Origin of the sequence: Streptomyces sp. NPDC051662 (assembly GCF_040681655.1) — a bacterium.
In the GTDB taxonomy this organism is placed as follows: domain Bacteria; phylum Actinomycetota; class Actinomycetes; order Streptomycetales; family Streptomycetaceae; genus Streptomyces.
The window spans coordinates 32,374-55,329 of sequence record NZ_JBFAZD010000012.1 but is presented as its reverse complement, the minus strand read 5'-3'; the positions used below and the strand labels follow the sequence as shown (position 1 = coordinate 55,329).

The 22,956-nt window shown below is 72.4% G+C and carries 16 protein-coding genes; 12 read left to right on the top strand and 4 right to left on the bottom strand.

The features are described from left to right. Positions 1-26 precede the first annotated feature (26 nt). Positions 27-3,020 (top strand): FAD-binding and (Fe-S)-binding domain-containing protein, encoded by a 2,994-nt coding sequence (locus tag AB0M67_RS21080; protein WP_365747524.1) that lies wholly within the window; start codon positions 27-29, stop codon positions 3,018-3,020. 117 nt (positions 3,021-3,137) lie between these two features. Here AB0M67_RS21080 and AB0M67_RS21075 read toward each other — a convergent pair whose 3' ends face one another. Continuing rightward, positions 3,138-4,073 carry an alpha/beta hydrolase gene (locus AB0M67_RS21075; RefSeq protein WP_365747522.1) on the bottom strand — a complete coding sequence of 312 codons (936 nt, stop codon included), beginning with the start codon at positions 4,071-4,073 and terminating at the stop codon, positions 3,138-3,140. A 228-nt stretch (positions 4,074-4,301) separates the two neighbouring features. Next, positions 4,302-5,159, bottom strand: a complete 858-nt coding sequence (locus AB0M67_RS21070) for a LysR family transcriptional regulator (protein WP_365747520.1) — start codon at positions 5,157-5,159, stop codon at positions 4,302-4,304. A gap of 138 nt (positions 5,160-5,297) precedes the next feature. Here AB0M67_RS21070 and AB0M67_RS21065 point away from each other — a divergent pair, with 138 nt between their 5' ends. The 9 genes from AB0M67_RS21065 (at position 5,298) to AB0M67_RS21025 (ending at position 16,946) form a co-directional block, all read left to right on the top strand. Continuing rightward, complete coding sequence (locus tag AB0M67_RS21065; RefSeq protein ID WP_365747518.1) at positions 5,298-6,383, top strand: EamA family transporter; 1,086 nt, start codon at positions 5,298-5,300, stop codon at positions 6,381-6,383. Between the two features lie 115 nt (positions 6,384-6,498). Next, complete coding sequence (locus tag AB0M67_RS21060) at positions 6,499-7,293, top strand: TIGR03084 family metal-binding protein (protein WP_365747516.1); 795 nt, start codon at positions 6,499-6,501, stop codon at positions 7,291-7,293. Beyond that, a complete protein-coding gene (locus AB0M67_RS21055; protein WP_365747514.1) occupies positions 7,293-9,131 on the top strand; it encodes an acyclic terpene utilization AtuA family protein in 1,839 nt (612 codons plus the stop codon). The genes AB0M67_RS21060 and AB0M67_RS21055 overlap by 1 nt, the downstream gene beginning before the upstream one ends. Beyond that, positions 9,128-10,726, top strand: coding sequence for a carboxyl transferase domain-containing protein (locus AB0M67_RS21050; RefSeq protein ID WP_365747513.1), 1,599 nt, complete (start codon positions 9,128-9,130; stop codon positions 10,724-10,726). The genes AB0M67_RS21055 and AB0M67_RS21050 overlap by 4 nt, the downstream gene beginning before the upstream one ends. Before the next feature lie 8 nt (positions 10,727-10,734). Further along, positions 10,735-12,735, top strand: a complete 2,001-nt coding sequence (locus AB0M67_RS21045) for a biotin carboxylase N-terminal domain-containing protein (protein ID WP_365747511.1) — start codon at positions 10,735-10,737, stop codon at positions 12,733-12,735. Further along, on the top strand, positions 12,732-13,919 hold the full coding sequence (locus AB0M67_RS21040) for an acyl-CoA dehydrogenase family protein (protein WP_365747509.1): 1,188 nt from the start codon (positions 12,732-12,734) through the stop codon (positions 13,917-13,919). The genes AB0M67_RS21045 and AB0M67_RS21040 overlap by 4 nt, the downstream gene beginning before the upstream one ends. Before the next feature lie 68 nt (positions 13,920-13,987). After that, the gene (locus tag AB0M67_RS21035) at positions 13,988-15,598 is read left to right on the top strand and encodes a 4-coumarate--CoA ligase family protein (protein ID WP_365747507.1); all 1,611 of its coding nucleotides are present in this window, start codon (positions 13,988-13,990) and stop codon (positions 15,596-15,598) included. Continuing rightward, a complete protein-coding gene (locus tag AB0M67_RS21030; protein WP_365747505.1) occupies positions 15,595-16,359 on the top strand; it encodes an enoyl-CoA hydratase family protein in 765 nt (254 codons plus the stop codon). Before AB0M67_RS21035 ends, AB0M67_RS21030 begins: the two co-directional genes overlap by 4 nt. Then, positions 16,347-16,946: a TetR/AcrR family transcriptional regulator gene (locus AB0M67_RS21025; RefSeq protein ID WP_365747504.1), complete on the top strand. Its 600-nt coding sequence runs from the start codon at positions 16,347-16,349 to the stop codon at positions 16,944-16,946. The genes AB0M67_RS21030 and AB0M67_RS21025 overlap by 13 nt, the downstream gene beginning before the upstream one ends. A gap of 140 nt (positions 16,947-17,086) precedes the next feature. Here AB0M67_RS21025 and AB0M67_RS21020 read toward each other — a convergent pair whose 3' ends face one another. Continuing rightward, positions 17,087-18,211: a citrate synthase 2 gene (locus AB0M67_RS21020; protein ID WP_365747502.1), complete on the bottom strand. Its 1,125-nt coding sequence runs from the start codon at positions 18,209-18,211 to the stop codon at positions 17,087-17,089. A gap of 342 nt (positions 18,212-18,553) precedes the next feature. Here AB0M67_RS21020 and pdxH point away from each other — a divergent pair, with 342 nt between their 5' ends. Both pdxH and AB0M67_RS21010 read left to right on the top strand, forming a co-directional pair. Further along, complete coding sequence (gene pdxH / locus AB0M67_RS21015; RefSeq protein ID WP_365747869.1) at positions 18,554-19,189, top strand: pyridoxamine 5'-phosphate oxidase; 636 nt, start codon at positions 18,554-18,556, stop codon at positions 19,187-19,189. Between the two features lie 543 nt (positions 19,190-19,732). Beyond that, on the top strand, positions 19,733-21,208 hold the full coding sequence (locus tag AB0M67_RS21010) for a PAS domain-containing protein (protein WP_365747500.1): 1,476 nt from the start codon (positions 19,733-19,735) through the stop codon (positions 21,206-21,208). Between the two features lie 157 nt (positions 21,209-21,365). Here AB0M67_RS21010 and AB0M67_RS21005 read toward each other — a convergent pair whose 3' ends face one another. After that, entirely contained in the window at positions 21,366-22,892 is a 1,527-nt protein-coding gene (locus AB0M67_RS21005) for a SulP family inorganic anion transporter (protein WP_365747498.1), read from the bottom strand. Positions 22,893-22,956: the final 64 nt, after the last annotated feature.

The window sequence follows — 22,956 nt, the reverse complement described above, 5'->3', positions numbered from 1 at the left end:
GAGAACGGCGGGGGCATGCTGGATTCATGGCTGAGCGCGAAACGCGGGATACACGGGATACCCGAAACACACGAAAAGCGACGGCATCGGCAGCGGACCCGGCACCGGCCACGGAAGTGGCCGCGGCGCTGACGGCGGCCGTGCGCGGTGAGGTGGATTTCGGCGCGGCGGCCAGAGCGCTGACGACCATGGACGCGTCCAACTACCGGCGGGTGCCGGTCGGAGTCGTCGCCCCGCGTGACGCGGCGGATGTGGCGGCGGCGCTCGCGGTCTGCCGTACGTACGGGGTGCCGGTGGTGCCGCGCGGCGCCGGGACCTCCATCGCGGGAAACGCCACGGGCCTGGGCGTGGTGCTCGACCTCACCCGCCATCTGCGGTCGATCGTGTCCGTGGACCCGGAGGCGCGCACGGCGGTCGTCCAGCCAGGCGTCGTCCTGGACGCGCTGCGCGAGGCCGTACGGCCGTACGGGCTGACCTTCGGACCCGATCCGTCCACGCACAGCCGGTGCACGCTCGGCGGGATGATCGGCAACAACTCGTGCGGAGCGCACTCGGTGGCCTGGGGCACGACCGCCGACAATGTCCACGAGCTGTCGGTGATCACCTACGGCGGCGCCGCGCTCCGCCTCGGCAAGGGCTGGGACGGCGCCCCGGCCGGGGTGCGCGAGCTGGTCGAGTCCCATCTCGCACCGCTGCGCACGGGCTTCCCCGCCGGGCTTCCCCGACGGATCTCCGGATACGCGCTGGACGCGCTGCTGCCCGAGGCCGGCACCGATCTGGCCCGTGCCTTCTGCGGCAGCGAGGGCACGCTCGGGGTCGTCACCGAAGCGACGGTACGGCTCGTCGAGTCGCCCCCGGCCCGCGCCCTGGCCGTCCTCGGCTACCCGGACGAGAGCGCCGCCGCCGAAGCCGCGGCCGGGCTGCTCCCGTACGGTCCGCTGACGGTCGAGGGCATGTCCGAGGACCTTGTGCGCGTACGGGGCGAGGGCGGGCACGGACTGCCGCGCGGCGGGGCCTGGCTGTTCGTGGAGACGGGCGGCGCGACGCCGGCCGAGGCGCGGGCCGCCGCCACCGCGATCCTCCGCGCGGCCGACGCGCTGGACGGAACGGTCGTGGCCGACCCGGCCGGGCAGCGGGCGCTGTGGCGCGTACGGGAGGACGCGGCCGGGACCGCGACCCGCATGCCCGACGACACGGAGGCCTGGCCCGGCTGGGAGGACTGCGCGGTGCCGCCCGCCCGGCTCGGCGCGTATCTGCGCGACTTCCGCGCGCTGCTCGCGGAACACGGCCTGCGCGGCACGCCCTACGGGCACTTCGGCGACGGCTGCATCCATGTCCGTATCGACTTCGATCTGCTGACCGAGGACGGGGTACGGCGCTTCCGGCGGTTCTCGGAGGAGGTGGCGTCGCTGGTCGTCGCGCACGGCGGCTCGCTCTCGGGCGAGCACGGCGACGGACTGGCGCGCTCGGAGCTGCTGCCGAAGATGTACGGGGACGAACTGGTCGGGCTCTTCGGCCGGTTCAAGGACCTGTGGGATCCGGCGGGCGGGATGAACCCGGGCGTGCTGGCCCGCCCGGCCAGGCTCGACGAGAATCTGCGCTTCGCGGTGCTGCCCCGCGAGCGTGTCGAGGTCGCGTTCGGCTATCCGCACGACGGGCCGGGCGGCGGGGACTTCTCGGCGGCCGTACGCAGGTGTGTGGGGGTCGCCAAGTGCCGGGTGGGCGGGCCCGGTTCGGGAGCGGAAGCGGGAGCGGGGGCGGGGGCAGGGGCGAACTCGGTGGCGCGTTCCGGGCCGGGGGTGATGTGTCCCTCGTTCCGCGCGACGGGCGAGGAACAGCACTCCACGCGCGGGCGCGCCCGGCTGCTCCACGAGATGCTCGCGGGCGAGGTGGTGACGGACGGCTGGCGCTCGACGGAGGTACGGGACGCGCTGGACCTCTGTCTGTCCTGCAAGGGCTGCCGCAGCGACTGCCCGGTGGGCGTGGACATGGCCACGTACAAGGCGGAGTTCCTGCACCACCACTACGCGGGCCGGATGCGGCCCGCCGCGCACTACGCGATGGGCATGCTGCCGCGCTGGCTGCGGCTGGCGGCGCCGTTCGCACGGGTGCTGAACGCGGCGGCGCGGGTGCCCCCGCTGGCGGCGCTCGCGAAGCGGCTGGGGGGCATCGCCCCGGAGCGTTCGATTCCGCGGCTGGCGCCCGAGCCCTTCGGACGGTGGCTGGAACGGCATATGAAGGCCCGTACGGAGGTCCTCGCGCGCAGCCGCTCGGCGGTCCTGTGGCCGGACACCTTCACCGAGTATCTGACGCCGTCGGTGGGCCGGGCGGCGGTACGGGTGTTCGAGGCGGCCGGGATCGGTGTCGTGGCGCCGCCGCAGGGGGGCCGGGTCTGCTGCGGGCTGACCTATGTCTCGACGGGCCAGCTCGACCGGGCGCGTACGGTCATGCGCCGCACGCTGGACCTGATGGAACCACTGCTGGACGCGGGCCTTCCGGTCGTCGTCCTCGAACCGAGCTGCGCGGGCGCGCTCACCACGGACCTGCCGGAACTGCTCGGCGACGACCCGCGCGCGGCGCGGCTGGCCGCGTCCGTACGGACCTTCGCCCAGGCCCTGGAGGAGTGCGCGCCGCGGTGGCGGCCACCTCGTCTGGACCGTCCGGTCACCGGGCAGACGCACTGCCACCAGCACGCGGTCCTGGGCGACGAGGCGGACCGGCGGCTACGTGAACGCGCGGGCCTGACCGGTGAGCTGAGCGGCGGCTGCTGCGGGCTGGCGGGCAACTTCGGTTTCGAACGCGGCCATTACGCCGTCTCGGTGGCCTGCGCGGAGGACCAGCTGCTGCCGTCGCTGCGGGCGGCCGGCCAGGGGGCGGAGATCCTGGCGGACGGCTTCTCGTGCCGTACCCAGCTGGCGCAGCTGGGCGGCCACCGGGCGCGTCACCTGGCGGAGGTGCTCGCGGAGGCGTTGAAGGAGGAGCCGAAGGCTGAGTCGAAAGAGGAGCTGAAGGAGGAATGAAGGGGGGAGTCGACGGAGAGGCCGGCCGAGGGGCGGTGACGGGAGGCGCGGTGATGGTGACGTCCGCGCTCCGAACCGCCTGGCACCTCGGCCGGCCGCTGTTCGCGCAATCACGCGTCAGCTCGCGGTGGGCCGTCGCCTGCGCGTCGCGGAGACCAGGCTCGCCCCCGCGATGACGGCCGCGCCGGCGACCCCGGCGACGACCGAGGGGTTGGGGCCCGTGGAGGCCAGGGTCCCGTCGGACTCTCCGCCCGCCGCCCGGGACCGGGCGGCGTCGAGGATCAGATCGGTGACGGCCCTGGGGTCGGCGAGCATGGCGAGGTGCGGGGCGTTGATCTCGACCGTATGGGAGCGGGCCCGCTTGGCCTCGAAACGCTCCAGCTCGGGGGAGATGGTCTTGTCCTGGGTGGAGACGAGGGCCCAGGAGGGGATGGTCTTCCAGGCGGCGGGGCCGGCCGTGTCGGCGAACGCCTGGGCGGCGATGGGGCGTTGCGTGGCCGCGAGTACCGCGGTGGTGGCCTCGGGCAGCGAGGCGGCGAACACCGGCCTGAACCGCTCGGGCTTGATGTAGAGGTCGGTGCCGGTGGATCCGTCGGGCCGGGTGAACGGTACGGAGTTGGTGGCCGTTCCGAGTTCGCTGCCCGGGAACTTGTCCGAAAGGACCGAGAGGACTTCGCCCTTGTCGGGCATCAGCGCGTTGATGTAGACGAGCGCCTTGACGTGCGGATTGCCGATCGCGGCGCCGCTGATCACCGCGCCGGCGTAGGAGTGGGCGACCAGAACGATCGGGCCCTTGATGCTTCTGAGGAAGCTGGCTATGTACGCCGCGTCGCCGTGCAGGCCCCGCAGCGGATTGGCGGGTGCCATGACGAGGTAGCCGTCGTTCTGCAGGTTCGGGACGACCTCGCCCCAGCTCGACGCGTCGGCGAAGGCGCCGTGCACCAGCACGATCGTCGGTTTGGCGGCGGTGACGCCGCGGCTCGCGGAGTGGTGGGCGGCAGCGGCGGCGTCGGCGGCGGGGATGGCGTTGACGAGGGCCGTCGCGGTGAACATCGCGGCGAGGGCACACGCGTGGTGCGAACGTATCCGAGGGCCGGAACGCGGACCTCTCCTCGGGCCGGGACGCGAACGTATCCGCCGCCCGGGGGTGGATGGCATGGGCATGTCTCTCTCTCCTCTTTTGAGACGGGTGAGGGCGAGTCGACATCAGTGTGTTCGTCCCCTGTCGAGGGGGGCGCGCGGTGGCGGGCATGCGGGTGAACGGGGCGCGGTCGGGCGCGGTCAGGCTCCCGACGCCAGTTCGTGGGCGAGGGCCGCGAGATGGGGGGTCGCCGGATGCGTGGCGCCCTCGCGCCAGACCAGGAAGACCTGGAGCGGCGGGGCTTCGGGCAAGGGCCGGTAGGCGACGCCGGGGTGGGGGTGCACGGCGGCCGTCGAGGCGCCCGTCACGCCGATGCCGCGCGCCGCGGCGATGGTCATCAGCCAGTCGTCGGTGTTGGTGACCGTGACGGTGGTCGCCGGACCCGCCCCCGGCGGCCAGAGCGCCGGACTCGTCGTGCCCGAGACCCGGTTGACGATCAGCGGCTGGGTCACCAGATCCGCGAGCGTCAGGGACGTGCGCGCGGCCAGCGGTCCATCGGCCGGGACCGCCGCCATCCGGGCCTCGGTGAACAGCAGCTCCGCGACCAGCCCGGGTGTCGCCACCGGGCCGCGCAGCAGCGCCGCGTCGACCTCGCCCCGGGCCAGCCCGGCCGTACGGTCGTCGATCCGCAGCAGTTCGAGCGGGGTCTCGGGCCGCTCCCGCTCCCAGCGGCGCAGCAGCGGTGTGGTGTACGGGCCGAAGGCCGACCACGCGTGACCGAGCCGGAGCGGCCTGCGGCGCAGCCGCTCGGCGTCGAGGGCATCGTCGAACGCGGCGACGGCGGAGGCCGCCCGGTCGCGGAAGGCGCGCCCCTCGGCGGTGAGAGCGAGATGGTGGGTGGAGCGCTCCGCGAGCCGCACGCCGAGATGTTTCTCCAGCGCGGCGAGGGTGCGGGAGACGGCGGGCTGGGTGAGATGCAGCCGGGCCGCCGCCCTGGTCACGCTGGACTCCTCGGCGATGGCGAGGAAGCAGCGGAGATGGCGCAGCTCAATGCTCATGCGTCCGGAGCATAACGGCAGCCCAATAGGCATTTCACGGGGTGCAGGCCAGGGCCGTAGCGTGACTGTGCGAGACAGTCGGATAAGTGCAGTATCTTAGACCGTGAGTCCATTGAAGCGAACTGAGGGAGGGATCCGGTGGAAGAGCCGCGTACCGCTGCCGCCACTGACGCTGTTGCCGCTGTCGACGCTGCCGCCGCTGTCTCACTGCCGGAAGCCACCGGCGCTGTCCAGGCCGCCGGTTCCGTCCAGACCGCCGGTTCCGTCCGGGCCGCGCGCCCCGGCGACTCCACCGGTCCCGGCCAGGCCGTCGGCGGCAAGCAGAGCCTCGGACCCGTCGCCCTGGTCGTGGCGGGTGGGCTCTCCGTACAGTTCGGTGCCGCCATCGCCGTCCTGCTGATGCCCAGGACCGGCGCCCTCGGAATCGTCTCGCTGCGGCTCGCGCTCGCCGCGATCGTGCTGCTCGCGGTCTGCCGCCCCGCCCTGCGCGGCCACTCGCGCGCCGACTGGGGCACGGTGATCGCCTTCGGCGCCGCCATGGCCGCGATGAACTGTCTCTTCTACCAGGCGGCCGACCGTATCCCGCTCGGTGCGGCCGTCACCCTGGAAGTCATCGGGCCGCTCGCCCTCTCCGTGATCGTCTCGCGGCGGCTGGTCAACCTCCTGTGGGCGGGGCTCGCGCTCGGCGGAGTGCTGCTGCTCAGCGGTGGAGGCTTCGACCGGCTCGACCCGGTGGGCGCGGCATATGCGCTCGGTGCGGGCGCCATGTGGGCCACCTACATAGTCTTCAGCGCGCGTACCGGCCGGCGCTTCCCGCAGGCCGACGGGCTGGCGCTGGCGATGGCGGTCGGCGCGCTGCTCGCCCTGCCGCTTGGCATCGTGGAATCCGGCTCGAAACTGCTGGTGCCCTCCACGCTCGGGCTCGCCCTCGCGGTGGCGCTGATGTCCTCCGTCCTCCCGTACACCCTCGAACTGCTCGCCCTGCGGCGGCTGCCCGCCCCCACCTTCGCCGTGCTGATGAGTCTGGAACCGGCCATCGCGGCGACCGCCGGATTCCTCGTTCTGCACCAGGCGCTCTCCGCCACCGACGCGCTGGCGATCGCGCTGGTCATCGTGGCGAGCATGGGCGCGGTACGTACCCAGATCGGGCGCGGGAACCCGAAGCCCGCCCGTAAGCCCGCCGGCAAGCCCGCCCGTAAGCCGGCCCGGGGCGAGGTTCGGTAGGCGAGGTCCGGTAGGCGAGGTCCGGTAACAGCAAAGCAAGCACGCTTGATTGTTTCTCCGGGCGCTGCCATGCTCCGGGGCACGCACACCGTCGTGCCCCGAGGGGAGCGCATTCGTGTCCGACTCCGGCTCTGCCGAAGTGCTCGGTGATCTGCACAGCGAGAGTGAGGAACTCGACCGGCTGGTCGCCCCGCTGGAGCCCGGGAGATGGCTGCTCGCGACCCCGTCACCCGGTTGGTCCATCGCCCATCAGATCGCCCATCTGACCTGGACCGACTCCGCCGCGCTGCTCGCCGTGGCGGATCCGGAGGCCTTCGCCGCGGAGTCCGGACAGGACCTGGCCGCCCCCGACACCTTCGTCGACGAGGGCGCGGCGGCCGGCGCCGTACTCCCGCCCGCCGAACTGCTCGCCCGATGGCGCGACGGCCGTGCGCGGCTGCACGGGGCCCTGCGCGGGGCGCCGCCCGGCGCACGCTTTCCCTGGTTCGGGCCGCCGATGAGCACCACGTCGATGGCGACCGCACGGCTGATGGAGACCTGGGCGCACGGCCAGGACATCGCGGACGCGCTCGGCGTACGCCGTGAGCCGACCGCGCGGCTGCGCCATGTGGCGTGGATCGGTGTACGGGCCCGTGACTACGCCTACGCCGTACGGGGCGAGCAGCCGCCCGCCGCGCCGTTCCGGGTCGAACTGACCGGCCCCGGCGGCGAGTGGTGGACGTACGGTCCCGAGGACGCCGCCCAGCGTGTGACCGGTCCCGCGCTGGACTTCTGTCTGCTGGTGACCCAGCGGGCGCACCGCGCGGATCTCGCCGTACGGGCCGAGGGCCCCGACGCGGATGCGTGGCTGGACATCGCGCAGGCCTTCGCCGGACCGGCGGGCCCCGGCCGGGCGCCCAAGGGGGCCTGATGGCAGCCGATTCCCCAGCCGCTTCCCCACCCAGTTCCCCAGCCGCTTCCCCAGCCGCTTCCCCGCCCGGCGTGCTGCGGATCGGAAACGCCTCCGGCTTCTACGGCGACCGCTTCGACGCGCTGCGCGAGATGCTCACGGACGGTCCGCTCGATGTCCTCACCGGCGACTATCTCGCCGAGCTGACCATGCTCATCCTCGGCAGGGACCGGCGGAAGAACTCGGACGCGGGCTATGCGAAGACGTTCCTGCGGCAGCTGGAGGAGGGCCTCGGACTCGCCCATGAGCGGGGCGTCAGGATCGTCACCAACGCGGGCGGACTGAACCCGGCCGGACTCGCCGCCGCCGTACGCGCGCTGGCCGCGCGGGTGGGCGTGCCGGTACGGGTCGCCCATGTCGAGGGGGACGATCTCCTCGCCCGCGGCGGCTGGGGTGACGGCGTCCTCACCGCCAACGCCTACCTCGGCGGTGCCGGAATCGCCGCCTGTCTGCGGGCCGGTGCCGATGTCGTGATCACCGGACGCGTGACGGACGCGGCGCTGGTGACCGGGCCGGCCGCCGCGCACTTCGGCTGGGACCTCACGGGTCCTGACCGTCCCAACGACCCCGACCGCCCCTACGACCCCGACCGCCCCGGTGATCTCGACGCGCTCGCGGGCGCGGTCGTCGCCGGGCACGTCCTGGAGTGCGGTACGCAGGCGACCGGCGGGAACTACTCCTTCTTCAGCCAGCACGACCTGCGCGGACAAGACCTGCGCGGACACGACCTGCGCCGGCCCGGCTTCCCGCTCGCCGAGATCCACGCCGACGGCTCGGCGGTCATCACCAAGCACGACGGCACGGGCGGGCTGGTCGACCTCGGCACGGTCACCGCGCAGCTGCTGTACGAGACCGGCGGCGCCCGGTACCCCGGGCCCGATGTCACCGCGCGCCTCGACACCGTACGGCTGGACCAGGACGGGCCCGACCGCGTCAGGATCTCCGGCGTACGGGGCGAGCCGCCGCCCCCGGCCCTCAAGGTCGGCCTCAACCGGCTCGGCGGCCTGCGCAATGAGATCGTCTTCGTCCTCACCGGCCTCGACATCGACGCCAAGGCCCGGCTGGTGCGCGGCCAGATGGAGGACGCGCTCGCCGGCCGGCGCCCGGCCGAGGTCCGCTGGGAGCTGGCCCGTACGGACCGGCCGGACGCCGACACCGAGGAGACCGCCAGCGCCCTGCTGCGCCTCGTCGTGCGCGACAGCGATCCGGAGGTGGTGGGCCGGGCCGTCAGCGGGGCGGCGATCGAGCTGGCGCTCGGCAGCTATCCCGGGTTCCATGTGACAGCCCCGCCGGGCAACGGCGTGCCGTACGGGGTCTTCGAGGCGGCGTACGTGGACGCGTCCGAGGTCGCCCATACGGCCGTGCTCCCCGACGGGCGGCGCGTGGCGCTGCCCGCTCCCTTACGTACCAAGGCACTTGAGCCGGTCCCGGCGCCCCCGCTGCCGGAGCCCCTGCCCGCCGGCCTGCCCACCCGTCGCGCCCCCCTCGGGCTCGTCGTGGGTGCCCGCAGCGGTGACAAGGGCGGCGACGCCAACGTCGGTGTCTGGGCGAGGAGCGAGGACGGCTGGCGCTGGCTCGCCCATCAGCTGACGACCGACAGATTCCGGGAACTGATCCCGGAGAGCCGGGAGCTGACCGTGGTCCGGCATCTCCTGCCCCGGCTGCGCGCCGTCAACTTCACCGTCGAGGGGCTGCTCGGTGAGGGCGTCGCCGCGCAGGCCAGGTTCGATCCCCAGGCGAAGGCGCTCGGCGAGTGGCTGCGCGCACGGTACGCCGATATCCCGGAGGTCCTGCTGTGACCGTGCTCCCCTCGGCCCTCGACACCGCGTCCGCCGACTACGGCGCCCACCGCGCCGCCATGCTCGGCAAGCTCGACGAACTGGCCGCCGAACACGCCAAGGCCCTGGCGGGCGGCGGCGAGAAGTACACCGCCAGGCACCGGAAGCGCGGCAAGCTGCTCGCGCGCGAGCGGATCGAGCTGCTGCTCGACCCCGACACCCCGTTCCTCGAACTGTCCCCGCTCGCCGCCTGGGGCAGCGACTACCCCGTCGGCGCGTCCATGGTCACCGGCATCGGTGTGGTCGAGGGCGTCGAGTGTCTGATCACCGCCAACGACCCGACCGTACGCGGCGGCGCCTCCAACCCCTGGACGCTGAAGAAGGCCCTGCGCGCCAACGAGATCGCCTTCGCCAACCGGCTGCCCGTCATCAGCCTGGTCGAGTCCGGCGGCGCCGATCTCCCCTCCCAGAAGGAGATCTTCATCCCCGGCGGCGCGCTCTTCCGCGACCTCACCCGGCTCTCCGCCGCCGGTATCCCCACCGTCGCGGTCGTCTTCGGCAACTCCACGGCGGGCGGCGCGTATGTCCCCGGGATGTCCGACCACACCGTCATGATCAAGGAGCGGTCGAAGGTCTTCCTCGGCGGCCCGCCCCTGGTGAAGATGGCCACCGGCGAGGAGAGCGACGACGAGTCGCTCGGCGGCGCCGAGATGCACGCCCGTACGTCCGGGCTCGCCGACCACTACGCGCTGGACGAACAGGACGCGATCCGGTGCGCGCGGCGGATCGTCGCCCGGTTCAACTGGCGCAAGGCGCACCCCGATCCCGGTCCGGCCGAGCCGCCGAAGTACGACGAGGACGAACTGCTCGGTATCGTCCCCGGCGATCTGAAGATCCCCTTCGATCCGCACGAGGTGATCGCCCGGATCGTGGACGGCTCGGACTTCGACGAGTTCAAACCGTTGTACGGGCCGAGCCTGGTGACCGGCTGGGCGCGGCTGCACGGCTATCCGGTGGGGGTGCTCGCCAACGCGCGGGGCGTGCTGTTCTCCGCCGAGTCGCAGAAGGCCGCGCAGTTCATCCAGCTCGCCAATCAGCGCGACATCCCCCTCGTCTTCCTGCACAACACCACGGGCTACATGGTCGGCAGGGAGTACGAGCAGGGCGGCATCATCAAACACGGCGCGACGATGATCAACGCGGTGTCGAACTCCCGCGTCCCCCATCTGTCCGTGCTGATGGGCGCCTCGTACGGCGCCGGGCACTACGGCATGTGCGGTCGCGCGTACGATCCGCGCTTCCTCTTCGCCTGGCCCAGCGCCAAGTCAGCGGTGATGGGCCCGCAGCAGCTCGCCGGGGTCCTGTCGATCGTGGCGCGGGCCTCGGCGGCGGCGAAGGGGCAGCCGTACGACGAGGACGGCGACGCCGCCTTGCGCGCCATGGTGGAGCGGCAGATCGAGTCCGAGTCGCTGCCCATGTTCCTCTCCGGGCGGCTGTACGACGACGGGGTCATCGACCCGCGCGACACCCGTACCGTCCTCGGCCTGTGCCTGTCCGCCGTCCACACCGCCCCGGTCGAGGGTGTGCGGGGCGGCTTCGGCGTCTTCCGGATGTGAGGTCCCAGATGATCGAGTCCTTGCTCGTCGCGAACCGGGGCGAGATCGCCTGCCGGGTTTTCAGGACCTGCCGCGAACGGGGGATCGCCACCGTCGCGGTCCACTCGGACGCCGACGCGGGCGCACTGCACGTACGGGAGGCGGACGCGGCCGTACGACTGCCGGGGGCCGCGCCCGCCGACACCTATCTGCGCGGCGATCCGATCGTGAAGGCGGCGCTCGACGCGGGCGCCGACGCGGTCCATCCCGGCTATGGCTTCCTCTCCGAGAACGCGGAGTTCGCGCGGGCGGTGCTGGACGCGGGCCTCGTCTGGGTCGGACCGCCGCCGGGCGCGATCGAGGCGATGGCGTCCAAGACGCGGGCGAAGGAGCTGATGGCGGCGGCGGGCGTACCGCTGCTGGCCCCGGTGGATCCGGCCACCGCCACAGGGGCCGATCTGCCACTGCTGCTGAAGGCGGCGGCGGGCGGTGGTGGCCGCGGTATGCGGATCGTGCGTGAACTCGCCTCGCTGGACGAGGAGGTGCGGGCCGCCTCGGCGGAGGCGGCGTCCGCGTTCGGGGACGGGGAGGTCTTCGCCGAGCCGTATGTGGAGCGCGGCAGACATGTGGAGGTACAGATCCTGGCGGACGCGCATGGCACGGTGTGGGCGCTGGGCACCCGGGACTGCTCCCTGCAACGCAGACACCAGAAGGTGATCGAGGAGTGCCCGGCGCCCGGTCTCCCGGACGAGCTGCGTGCGGTACTGCGCGAGGCGGCCGTGGCCGCGGCCCGCGCGGTCGACTACCGGGGCGCGGGCACGGTCGAGTTCTTGATCTCGCCCGAGGGGCGGCCGTACTTCCTGGAGATGAACACCCGCCTCCAGGTCGAACACCCGGTGACGGAGGAGGTGTTCGGGCTGGATCTGGTGGCCCTGCAACTCGCCGTCGCGGAGGGCGCCGCTCTGCCGCCGGAGCCGCCGGCCGCCCAGGGACACGCGGTGGAAGCGCGGCTCTACGCGGAGGACCCGGCGGCGGGGTGGGCGCCTCAGGCGGGGCGGCTGCACGCGCTTGAGGTGCCAGGACAGACGGCGGGCCGGGCGCCGGGGCCTGTTCCGGTGGGCGCCCGCGTGCCACGTCTGCGCGTCGACACCGGCTACACGCACGGCGACACCATCGGGACGCACTACGACGCCATGCTCGCGAAGGTCATCGTCTGGGCCCCCACGCGCGCCGAGGCGCTGCGCGGGCTCCGCCACGCGCTGCGCCGCGCCCGGGTGCACGGCCCCGGCACCAACCGGGACCTGCTCGTACGGTCGCTCGCCCACCCCGACGTCACCGAGGGGCGGTTCGACACCGGGTTCTACGAACGGCAGCTGGACGCGCTCACCACCCCTGTCCCCGGCGAGCGGCACGCCGCCGTCGCCGCCGCGCTCGCCGACGCGGCGGCCCGTACCACGGGCGGCACGCTGCCCGCGCGGCTCGGCGGCTGGCGCAATGTGGGCGCGCCCGCGCAGCGCAAGACGTACGGGGACCACGAGGTGCGCTACCGGGCCACCCGGGACGGTTTCGTCGTGGCGGCGGACGAAGGCGATGACGTCCAGGTCATCGCCGCCGCACCGCACCGCGTCAGTCTCGACATCGGCGGGGTCGTACGGCACTTCGACGTCCGCGTGTACGGCGACGAGGTCCATGTGGACAGCGCCACCGGCGCGTACCGGCTGATCGCCCGGCCGCGGTTCGAGGAGACCGGCCACCGCACCGCACCCGGATCGCTGCTCGCGCCGATGCCCGGCACCGTCGTACGGCTGGCCCCCGGGCTGGCCGAAGGCGCCCGGGTCACCGCCGGGCAGCCGCTCATCTGGCTGGAGGCCATGAAGATGGAGCACCGCGTCACCGCTCCCGCCTCCGGCACGCTCACCGCGCTCCACGCCGTCCCCGGCCGCCAGGTCGAGGTCGGCGCCCTGCTCGCCGTCGTCACCGATACAGACGTACAGGACGCACAGGACGCACAGGAGGAATCGTCACCATGAGCCCCAGCAGCCCCAGCAGCCCTAGCAGCCGCAGCAGTCACAGCAGGAGCAACAGCGCCATCATCGAGAGCGAGGAGCACACCGCGCTGCGCGCCGCCGTCGCCGCCCTCGGACGGCGCCATGGGCGCGGATACGACCGCGAGACCCTGTGGCGCGAGGCCGGCGAGCTCGGCTACCTCGGCGTGAACCTCCCCGAGGAGTACGGCGGCGGGGGCGGCGGGATCGCCGAACTCTCCCTGGTACTGGAAGAGCTGGGGGGAGCGGGCTGTCCGCTGCTGCTGATGATCGTCTCGCCCGCCATCTGCGGCACCGTGATCTCCCGCTTCGGTACGGACGAACAGAAGCGGCGGTGGCTGCCCGGTCTCGCGGACGGCTCCCTCACCATGGCCTTCGGCATCACCGAACCCGACGCCGGCTCCAACTCGCACCGGATCACGACCACGGCGCGCCGGGACGGCGACGACTGGGTGCTCAACGGCCGCAAGGTCTTCATCTCCGGTGTCGACATCGCCGACGCGACCCTCGTCGTCGGCCGTACCGAGGACGCGCGGACCGGCAGCCTCAAGCCATGCCTGTTCATCGTCCCCCGCGACACCGAAGGCTTCCGGCGCTCCCTGATCGAGATGGAACTCCACTCCGTGGAGAAGCAGTTCGAGCTGATCCTCGACGATGTACGGCTGCCCGCCGACGCGCTGGTCGGCGACGAGGACGCCGGGCTGCTCCAGCTGTTCGCCGGGCTCAACCCCGAGCGGATCATGACCGCCGCCTTCGCCCTCGGCATGGGCCGCTACGCGCTGGACCGGGCCGTCGAGTACGCGAAGACCCGTCAGGTGTGGAAGGAGCCCATCGGCGCCCACCAGGCCATCGCGCACCCGCTCGCCCAGGCCCATATCGAACTCGAACTCGCGCGCCTCATGATGCGCAAGGCCGCCCACCTCTACGACGCGGGCGACGACACCGGCGCGGGCGAGGCCGCCAACATGGCCAAGTACGCCGCGGGAGAAGCCTGTGTCAGGGCCGTCGACCAGGCCGTACACACCCTCGGCGGCAACGGGCTCACCCGTGAGTACGGTCTCGCGTCCCTCGTCACGGCCGCCCGGGTGGCCAGGATCGCGCCCGTCAGCCGGGAAATGATCCTGAACTACGTATCCCATCAGTCCCTGGGTCTCCCCAAGTCCTACTGAAACAGGGGAGTCTGTCTCTCCCAGAACGTCCCGTACGTCCACACGTCCACCGCGTCGAAGGGGCCGTCATGGTGTTCCACAGCGAGTACGCGGATGTCCCGGCCGTCGAACTGCCCATCCATGAGGCCGTGCTCGGCCGCGCCGCCGCGTACGGCGACACCGTCGCCCTCGTCGACGGCGTGACCGGCACGGCCATGACGTACACCGAGCTGGACGCCTTCCACCGCCGGATCGCCGCCGCGCTCACCGACGCCGGGGTGCGCAAGGGAGATGTCCTCGCCCTGCACAGCCCGAACACCGTGGCGTACCCCGCCGTCTTCTACGCCGCCACGCGCGCCGGCGCCTCCGTCACCACCGTCCACCCCCTCGCCACGCCCGAGGAAATCGCCACCCAGCTGCGCGACTCCGCCGCACGCTGGATCGTCACCGTCTCGCCGCTGCTCGACGCGGCCCGCAGATCGGCCGAACTCGTCGGCGGCATCGAGGAGATCTTCGTCTGCGACCGGGCGGAGGGGCACCGCTCGATCCTGGACCTGGCACGGTCGACGGCCCCCGAACCCGAGATCGCCATCGACCCGGTCGAGGACGTCGCGGTCCTGCCGTACTCCTCCGGCACCACCGGCGTCCCCAAGGGCGTCATGCTGACCCACCGCTCGATCGCCACCAATCTCGCGCAGCTCGCACCGGTCATGCCCATGGGGCCGGGCGACCGTATCCTCGCCGTTCTGCCGTTCTTCCACATCTACGGGCTCACCGCCCTGATGAACGCGCCGCTGCGGCACGGCGCGACGGTCGTCGTCCTGCCGCGCTTCGATCTCGACCAGTTCCTCGCGGCCATCGAGAAATACCGCGTCAACGGCCTGTTCGTCGCCCCGCCCATAGTCCTCGCGCTGGCCAAGCACCCGGCCGTCGCGCGGTACGACCTGTCCTCGCTCGACTACGTCCTGAGCGCCGCCGCCCCGCTGGACGCCCGGCTCGCCGCCGCCTGTTCGGCCCGGCTGGGGCTCCCGCCCGTACGCCAGGCGTACGGCATGACGGAGCTGTCACCCGGCACGCATGTGGTGCCGCTGACCGCCGAGAACCCGCCGCCGGGCGCCGTCGGCAAGCTCCTGCCCAGTACGGAGATGCGCGTCGTCGCGCTGGACGACCCGGACAAGGACCTCGACCCGGGCGCCGAGGGCGAGATCCTCCTGCGCGGCCCGCAGGTCATGAAGGGATATCTCGGCCGGCCGGAGGCCACTGCCGAGCTGATCGACGGCGCGGGCTGGGTGCACACCGGCGATGTCGGCCGGGTGGACGCCGACGGCTGGCTCTTCGTCGTCGACCGGGTCAAGGAGCTGATCAAGTACAAGGGGTTCCAGGTCGCCCCCGCCGATCTGGAGGCGCTGCTGCTCACCCATGAGCACATCGCGGACGCGGCGGTGATCGGGGTCCACGACGAGGACGGCAATGAGGTGCCCAAGGCATACATTGTTCGCCAGTCGGGTGCGGACGTGCTCACGGAGGAGGACGTCATGGCCTTCGTCGCCGAACGCGTCGCCCCGTACAAGAAGGTCCGCCGGGTCGAATTCGTCGGAGGCGTACCCCGCGCCGCCTCCGGAAAGATCCTCAGACGTGAACTGAGGGACCGTGAACTGAGGGACCGGGAAGCGCGGGACCGCGAGAGGAAGAACACGTGACGCAGACGCAGCCACCGGCGTCCGGGCCCGCGCTGGTCACCACGGCGCACGAGCGGGGCATCACCACGCTGACCCTGGACTCACCGGCGAACCGCAACGCCCTGTCGGCGCGGCTCGTCGACGCGCTCGGTGACGCGCTCACGGCCTGCGCCAAGGACCCGGCCGTACGGGCCGTGCTCCTCACCCACACCGGCACCACCTTCAGTGCGGGCGCCGACCTGAAGGAACCGGCCAACCCGTACACCTTCATCGCCCTGATGCGGCAGATCATCGAGCTGCCGAAGCCGGTCGTCGCGCGGGTCAGCGGCCATGTACGGGCCGGCGGCATCGGGCTCCTCGGCGCGTGCGACATCGCCATCGCCGACCGTACGTCCGACTTCGCCTTCACGGAGGTACGGATCGGAGTCGCCCCGGCCGTGATCTCGCTGCCGCTCCTGCCCCGCGTCGAACCGCGCGCGGCGGCCCGCTACTACCTCACCGGCGAGCGCTTCGACGCCGAGCGCGCCGCCACCGCCGGGGTGATCACCGAGGCCGCGGACGATGTGGACGCCGCGCTCGCGTCCGTACTCGACGGACTGCGCAGAGCCTCGCCGCAAGGGCTGGCCGAATCCAAGAAGCTGCTCACGGTCCGTGTGCTGGACGCCTTCGAGCGGTACGCCGAGGATCTCGTCCAGCGCTCCGCCTCGCTCTTCGTGACGGCTGAGGCGCGCGAGGGCATTACGGCGTTCCTCGAACGGCGGGACGCCTCGTGGGTGCGATAGGTCCTGTCAGGGCCGCGCCGAAACAGGACCGCAGCCGTGCCACCCGGCGCAGACTGCTGGAGGCGGCCGTGGCCTGCCTCGCCGAGTACGGCTGGGCGGGGTCCACGGTCGCCGTCGTCGCCGAGCGCGCGGGAGTCTCGCGCGGGGCGGCGCAGCACCACTTCCCCACCCGCGAGGACCTGTTCACGGCGGCCGTCGAATATGTGGCGGAGGAACGGTCCTCCGCGCTGCGCGCCCTGGTCCCGGCCGGGCCCGCGCACCGCCGCGCGGCCGTCGAGGGCATCGTCGCGCTCTATACGGGCCCTCTGTTCCGCGCGGCGCTGCACCTCTGGGTCGCGGCCTCCGACGAGGACCAGCTGCGGCCCCGCGTCACCGAACTGGAGGCCCGGGTCGGCCGCGAGTCCCACCGGATCGCGGTCGAACTGCTGGGCGCGGACGAGTCCGTGCCCGGCGTACGCGAGACCGTGCAGGGGCTGCTCGACATGGCACGCGGTCTGGGCCTGGCGACGCTGCTGACGGACGACGCGCGGCGGCGGGAGCGGGTCGTGGCGCAGTGGGCGCGGATCCTGGACGGCGTGCTCGGCTGAGGGACCCGGCTGTACCGGCGGCACCGGCTGCCCCGGCTGCACCGGCTGTCCCGACTGCCCCGCCTGCCCCGGTGGTACCGGCTGCCCCGCCGCACGGTCCGACGGGGCAGGGAGTCCGTCCGGTGCTCGGCACCCGGTGCTCAGCGCGCGATCGCGTCGAACCCCTCGATCTCACGCGGGCTCCGTGTTCCGGGCCCCACATAGCGCGCCGAAGGACGCACCAGCCGGCCCGTGCGCTTCTGCTCCAGGATGTGCGCCGACCAGCCGGCCGTACGGGCACAGGTGAACATCGACGTGAACATGTGCGCCGGGACCTCCGCGAAGTCCAGCACGATCGCCGCCCAGAACTCCACGTTCGTCGCGAGCACCCGGTCCGGCCTGCGCGCGTGCAGCTCCTCCAGCGCGGCCTTCTCCAGCGCCTCCGCCACCTCGAACCGCGGCGCGGCCAGCTCGCGCGCCGTACGCCGCAGCACCCGCGCCCGCGGGTCCTCGGCCCGGTAGACCCGGTGTCCGAAGCCCATCAGCCGCTCGCCCTTGTCCAGAGCCCGCCTGACGTACGCCGTCGCGTCGCCCGTGCGCTCGATCTCCTCGATCATGCCGAGGACCCGCGAGGGCGCGCCGCCGTGCAGTGGCCCCGACATGGCGCCGACCGCGCCCGACAGGGCCGCCGCCACATCGGCGCCCGTGGACGCGATGACCCGGGCGGTGAACGTGGAGGCGTTCATTCCGTGCTCGGCGGCCGATGTCCAGTAGGCGTCGACGGCCCGCACATGCCGGGGGTCGGGCTCACCGCGCCAGCGGATCATGAAGCGCTCGACGACGGACTCGGCCTTGTCGATCTCCCTCTGCGGCACCATCGGCACCCCCTGACCGCGGGCCGACTGGGCGACGTACGAGAGCGCCATCACCGCGGCACGCGCCAGATCGTCACGGGCCGTCCGCTCGTCGATGTCGAGGAGCGGTTTCAGCCCCCACACGGGCGCGAGCATCGCCAGCGCGGCCTGGACGTCGACCCGGATGTCACCGGAGTGGATCGGGATGGGGAACGGCTCGGCGGGCGGCAGACCGGGCGCGAACGCCCCGTCGACCAGCAGCCCCCACACATTGCCGAAGGACACCTTGCCGACCAGGTCCTCGATGTCGACGCCCCGGTAGCGGAGCGCGCCGCCCGCCTTGTCCGGTTCGGCGATCTCCGTCTCGAACGCGACGACTCCTTCGAGTCCGGGGACGAACGAGTTGTCCAAGGAGGTGTCGGAAGCGGACATCAGGCGGCTCCTCTGAGGTGGGGGCGGACTTCGGCGGGTCGGTCACCCCGGTGGATGCCCCCTGCGGCAGCCGTCCGGGAGTCAGGAACGTCCGGGAGGCAGGAACGATAGCCCCTGGTGTACGAAGGCCACAGTGGCCCGCCCCAAGATTTTGGCGGGTTCCTCCGATGCGGGGAAGCGTGATAACCGGCACACTGCCAGACTTCCGCCCCAGGGGATTAGCGGCACCCGGTGCCGGGAAAACTATGCCTGCGGCAGGATGGCGGCGTGCCTTACGAGACTCCGGATTCCGTCGATCCCGCCGATGCCGCAGATCCCGCCGATCCTGTGGACCCCGCCGCCATGCGCGAGCAGTACCGCACCACCCCTCTCCTGGAGAAGGACCTCGCGCCCGCGCCGATGGATCAGTTCGCCCGCTGGTTCAAGGACGCGGTGAGCGCGGGCTTCCCTGAGCCGAACGCGATGGTGGTCGCGACGGCCACCCCCGAGGGCCGGCCCTCCTCGCGCCTGGTGCTGCTGAAGGGGTTCGACGACCGGGGCTTTGTCTTCTTCACGAACTACACGTCCCGCAAGAGCGGCGAGATCGAGTCGAACCCGTACGTCTCGCTGCTCTTCCCCTGGCACCCCCTGGCCCGCCAGATCACCATCACGGGCACCGCCGTGCGCATCGGCCGCGACGAGACAGCCGCGTATTTCCGCACCCGCCCGCACGGCTCCCAGCTGGGCGCCTGGGCCAGCGACCAGTCCAGCCCGATCGCCTCCCGCGAGGAACTGCTCCACCGCTACGAAGAGCTGGCGGCCCGCTACCCGGAGGACGAGCGCGTACCGGTGCCCCCGCGGTGGGGCGGCTACCGCGTCACGCCGCAGACCGTCGAATTCTGGCAGGGCCACGAGAACCGACTCCATGACCGGCTGCGCTACGTACGCGAGGGCGACGGCGATGGCGCCGGCTGGCGGGTGGAGCGGCTCTGCCCGTAAGCGGCTCTGTCCGTGGACGCTGGACGCTGGACGCCCCGCGGATGGCCGGAGAAAAAGCAGTACCCCGCGGGCTCGGGTTCCTCCGAAGAGGAGCCGGCCGGACGTACCGGCGAGCCCGCGGGGCGGTGACTGCTGTGGATTGGGCCGGCGGTTACCGGCTCCGCACTGAGTGCGACAACGGGCCGTCAGCCCGCAGCCACCTCACGAGTCCGGAAAGAAATCACTTCCGAATCACCTCCTTTCAGTGTGAGTCACACTTTAGGAGTGGCCCCGGGGACTCTCAAGCGAATTTCTGAGGGAGTCCGGCCCCGCCGGTCGGCGGGCCTGGCACGACGGCATGCGCTCAAAGGATGCCGGGTACGCTCGTATGCGTGTTCCTCATCGAAACTTTGATCGATCGCCCATGGCGTGTGGTAGCCGGTATGCGGGACAGCTTTTGGGGTGCGACGATTTCGGGGAACCTTGTGTGTGCTGAGTCACGTTCGAGTTCAATGATCGGGCGTGCGTCAGCACAGGCGGAGACGCCCTGCAGGGGGTGCCAGGATGAGTGCTTCTCGGAGTGAGACCACCGATCCGCGCGGGCCGGACGAGCCGGATCCCGATCCCGAATCGGAGAGCGGAGCCGGTGCGGGTGGCGGCGGGGCGGAGCGGGACGAGGCCGGATCCGATCTGCTCGCGGCGTTGCTCGACGGTATGGACGCGGCTCTGTGCGCCTTCGACGCGGATGGCGTGATCACCCACTGGAACCGCGAAGCCGAGCGGATACTCGGCTGGTCCGCCGAGGAGGCCGTCGGACGGCAGGGCTTCGCCGGCTGGGCCGCGCGGACCGCCGACGCGGACGAGGTGCGGGCGCGCCTGATGGCCGTGATGGATACGCCGGGGCGGCAGGTGGACGAGTTCGCGCTGCTGCGCAAGGACGGCGGCAGGGTGCTGATACGGACCCAGTCCTCCGGGATGCGCGGGGCCGACGGCAAGCCCGCCGGGGTCTACAGCGCCTTCAGCGAGGTCCATGAGCAGATCGATCTGGAGCGGTCCATCGCGCTGAGCGAGGCGCTCTTCGACGACGCGTCCTGGGGTGTCGTGCTCGTCGACGTCGATCTGCGGCCGACGGTCGTCAATGGATACGCGGCGCGCGCGTTCGGTTCCGGGCGTGGCTCGGTGCTCGGCCGGCCGTTGGGCGAGCTGGTCGTGCAGGGCGTCGAGGAGGTGGAGGCCGCGCTCCACCATGTGCTCGCGGAAGGCGCGCCGAAGTCGCCCGCCGAGCTGTGGGTGTCGATCCCCGCGGCGGACGGGGAGCGGCGGCGCTGCTGGCGCAGCGGATTCCTGCGGCTGGCGTCCCCGCTGGCGGAGGAGCCGGTGCCACTGGGCGTGGGATGGATGTTCCAGGATGTGACGGAGTCGAAGCTGGCGGCCCAGGAGGCGGACCGGCTGCGGTTCCGTTCCAGCCAGCTCTACCGGGCGGGGCGCGCGGCGGCGGAGTGCGAGGATCCGCTGGAGGCGGCGACGGTCTATCTGGACTTCGCGCTGGCGGGTTTCGCGGATCACGCGCTGATCGATCTGGTGGCGGGGGAGCGGCCGGACGGCTCGGCGGCTCCCGTACGGCTGGTGCGGGTGGTGGAGACGCCGTCCGGTGGCGGGTCGGGGCCGGGCATGCCCGTCGAGACGGGCGGGATACCGGTGCGGTACGTGACCGGGCATCCGGCGCTCCAGGCGATGGACCGCAACGGCTCGGTACGGGCGAGCGCCCCTGGCGCCTCGGCCGGTTCCGGCGCCGCCGCGCCGGCACAGGCGCCGGGCGCCGTACCCTCCCCGGCCTGGGCGACCTCGCGGCAGTGGCCACCGGACTCGGTGCATGCTCTCTGTACGGTGCTGCGCAGCCGGGGCCGGTCGCTGGGTGTGGTGACGTTCCTGCGGGCAGCGAGCCGGTCCGCCTTCGAACGGCCGGACGCGGTGTACGCGGAGGATGTCACGATCCGTGTGGCGGCGGCCCTGGATCTCTTCGACGTCCTGTCCGACTGAGACGACGATCTGAGAAGGCGGCCTGGGGCGGCCTGGGGCGGCCTGGGGCGACGTTCTGGGACGGCGTCGCGGAGGTCGGGTGCCGGACGGCACGGGCGGCGTCGTACGTGCGCCGCCGCCGCGCGTACCGTCCGGTACTTCCCTTACTGACGTGCTGTCAGGACGCGCCCGCCTTGGGGCCCGCCGGGCCGCCCTCCCGGAGGGACGCCGCCTCCGGGGGAAGCATCCTGACCGGTTCCGTCTCCGCGTCGTTGTGCCGCAGAGCCCAGTTCTCCAGGGCGATGCGGCACGCGTGGTCGACATGGCGCAGGCCGGACAGATCCAGCTCGATGGGACGGTCCTTCGGCAGCGCCTCCAGCTGCTCCATGATGCGCGGCAGCCGCAGGAAGGTCGCGTTGCCGGTGACCGACACCACCATCCGGCCGCCGGTGAGTTCATGGACGTCGACATGGAGGTGGGAGATCTCCCACGCGGTCTTGACGACCGCCAGCAGCAGCCCGAGGACCACGCCCTCGAAGAGGTTCGTGACCAGGATCGCCAGCGCGGTGATGGCGAGGATCACCACTTCGCCGCGGTGCTCCCGCCACAGCGGGCGCAGATCCTTGACCGGTACGAGCTTGCAGCCCGCGTGCACCAGGACACCGGCGAGCGCCGCGAGCGGGATGATGCCGATCGCCGCCGGCAGCAGCGCGGCGAACAGCAGCAGCCACAGGCCGTGCAGGATCCGGGAGAGTGAAGTCCGCGCACCTGCCTGGACGTTGGCGGCGCTGCGTACGATGACCGCGGTCATCGGCAGCGCGCCGAGCGCCCCGCAGATCGTGTTCCCCACGCCCTGCGCCATGAGTTCCTTGTTGTAGTCCGTGCGCGGGCCGTCATGCATACGGTCCACCGCCGCGGCGCTGAACAGGCTTTCCGCCGAGGCGATCAGGGTGAACGCGAGCACGGTGCCGATGGCGGCCACGCTCGCGAGCTGCCCGAACTCGTCGAGTCCGGGCGGACGTATGGACTCCAGCAGCCCCTGTACCTCGACCTTGGCGACCCGCAGATCCAGCAGGAAGACCGCGGCGGTGGCCAGCGCCACGGCGGCAAGCGGGCCCGGGACCATGCGGGCCCCGGCCGGGAGACGGGGCCAGAGGACCAGTACGGCGATGGTCCCGGCTCCGATGAGGAACGCGGTCAGCGCCGTGCCGTCGGTGATGATGTCGACGGCCAGTCCGGGCAGCCCGGCGATCTTGTCGAGCCCGCCGGACGGCTGTGCGGTGTCGGCCATGGCGTACACCTGGCCCAGGATGAGCACGAGGCCGATGCCGGCCAGCATCCCCTGGACGACGGCGACCGAGATGGCCCGGAACCAGCGGCCGAAACCGAAGGCCCCGAGGGTCAGTTGCAGCAGTCCGGCCACCAGGACGATGGCGCCGAGTGTGCCGACGCCGAACTCCTTGACGGCTTCGTATACGAGGACCGTGAGACCGGCCGCGGGGCCGCTCACCTGAAGTGAGCTGCCGGGCAGGAAGCCCACGACGAGTCCGCCGACGATGCCGGTGACCAGACCGAGTTCGGCCGGGACACCGGAGGCGACCGCCACCCCCACACAGAGGGGCAGGGCGACGAGGAAGACGACGAGGGACGCGAGTATCTCGCGTCGAAGGACACGCTGGTCCTTCAGGAGTGGGAGGGAGAGCATGGCTGGTTGTCCTAGCTGTGCGGTCCGCGAGCGGACAGGAGGTGGGGAGAGATCGATACCGAGG

What these genes read in the sequence shown, in the direction of transcription:
- AB0M67_RS21080 (WP_365747524.1), top strand. Translation starts at nt 27, where the DNA reads ATGGCTGAGCGCGAAACGCGGGATACACGGGATACCCGAAACACACGA.
- AB0M67_RS21075 (WP_365747522.1), bottom strand. Translation starts at nt 4,073, where the DNA reads ATGTTCACCGCGACGGCCCTCGTCAACGCCATCCCCGCCGCCGACGCC.
- AB0M67_RS21070 (WP_365747520.1), bottom strand. Translation starts at nt 5,159, where the DNA reads ATGAGCATTGAGCTGCGCCATCTCCGCTGCTTCCTCGCCATCGCCGAG.
- AB0M67_RS21055 (WP_365747514.1), top strand. Translation starts at nt 7,293, where the DNA reads ATGGCAGCCGATTCCCCAGCCGCTTCCCCACCCAGTTCCCCAGCCGCT.
- AB0M67_RS21045 (WP_365747511.1), top strand. Translation starts at nt 10,735, where the DNA reads ATGATCGAGTCCTTGCTCGTCGCGAACCGGGGCGAGATCGCCTGCCGG.
- AB0M67_RS21040 (WP_365747509.1), top strand. Translation starts at nt 12,732, where the DNA reads ATGAGCCCCAGCAGCCCCAGCAGCCCTAGCAGCCGCAGCAGTCACAGC.
- AB0M67_RS21035 (WP_365747507.1), top strand. Translation starts at nt 13,988, where the DNA reads ATGGTGTTCCACAGCGAGTACGCGGATGTCCCGGCCGTCGAACTGCCC.
- AB0M67_RS21020 (WP_365747502.1), bottom strand. Translation starts at nt 18,211, where the DNA reads ATGTCCGCTTCCGACACCTCCTTGGACAACTCGTTCGTCCCCGGACTC.
- pdxH (WP_365747869.1), top strand. Translation starts at nt 18,554, where the DNA reads ATGCGCGAGCAGTACCGCACCACCCCTCTCCTGGAGAAGGACCTCGCG.
- AB0M67_RS21010 (WP_365747500.1), top strand. Translation starts at nt 19,733, where the DNA reads ATGAGTGCTTCTCGGAGTGAGACCACCGATCCGCGCGGGCCGGACGAG.
- AB0M67_RS21005 (WP_365747498.1), bottom strand. Translation starts at nt 22,892, where the DNA reads ATGCTCTCCCTCCCACTCCTGAAGGACCAGCGTGTCCTTCGACGCGAG.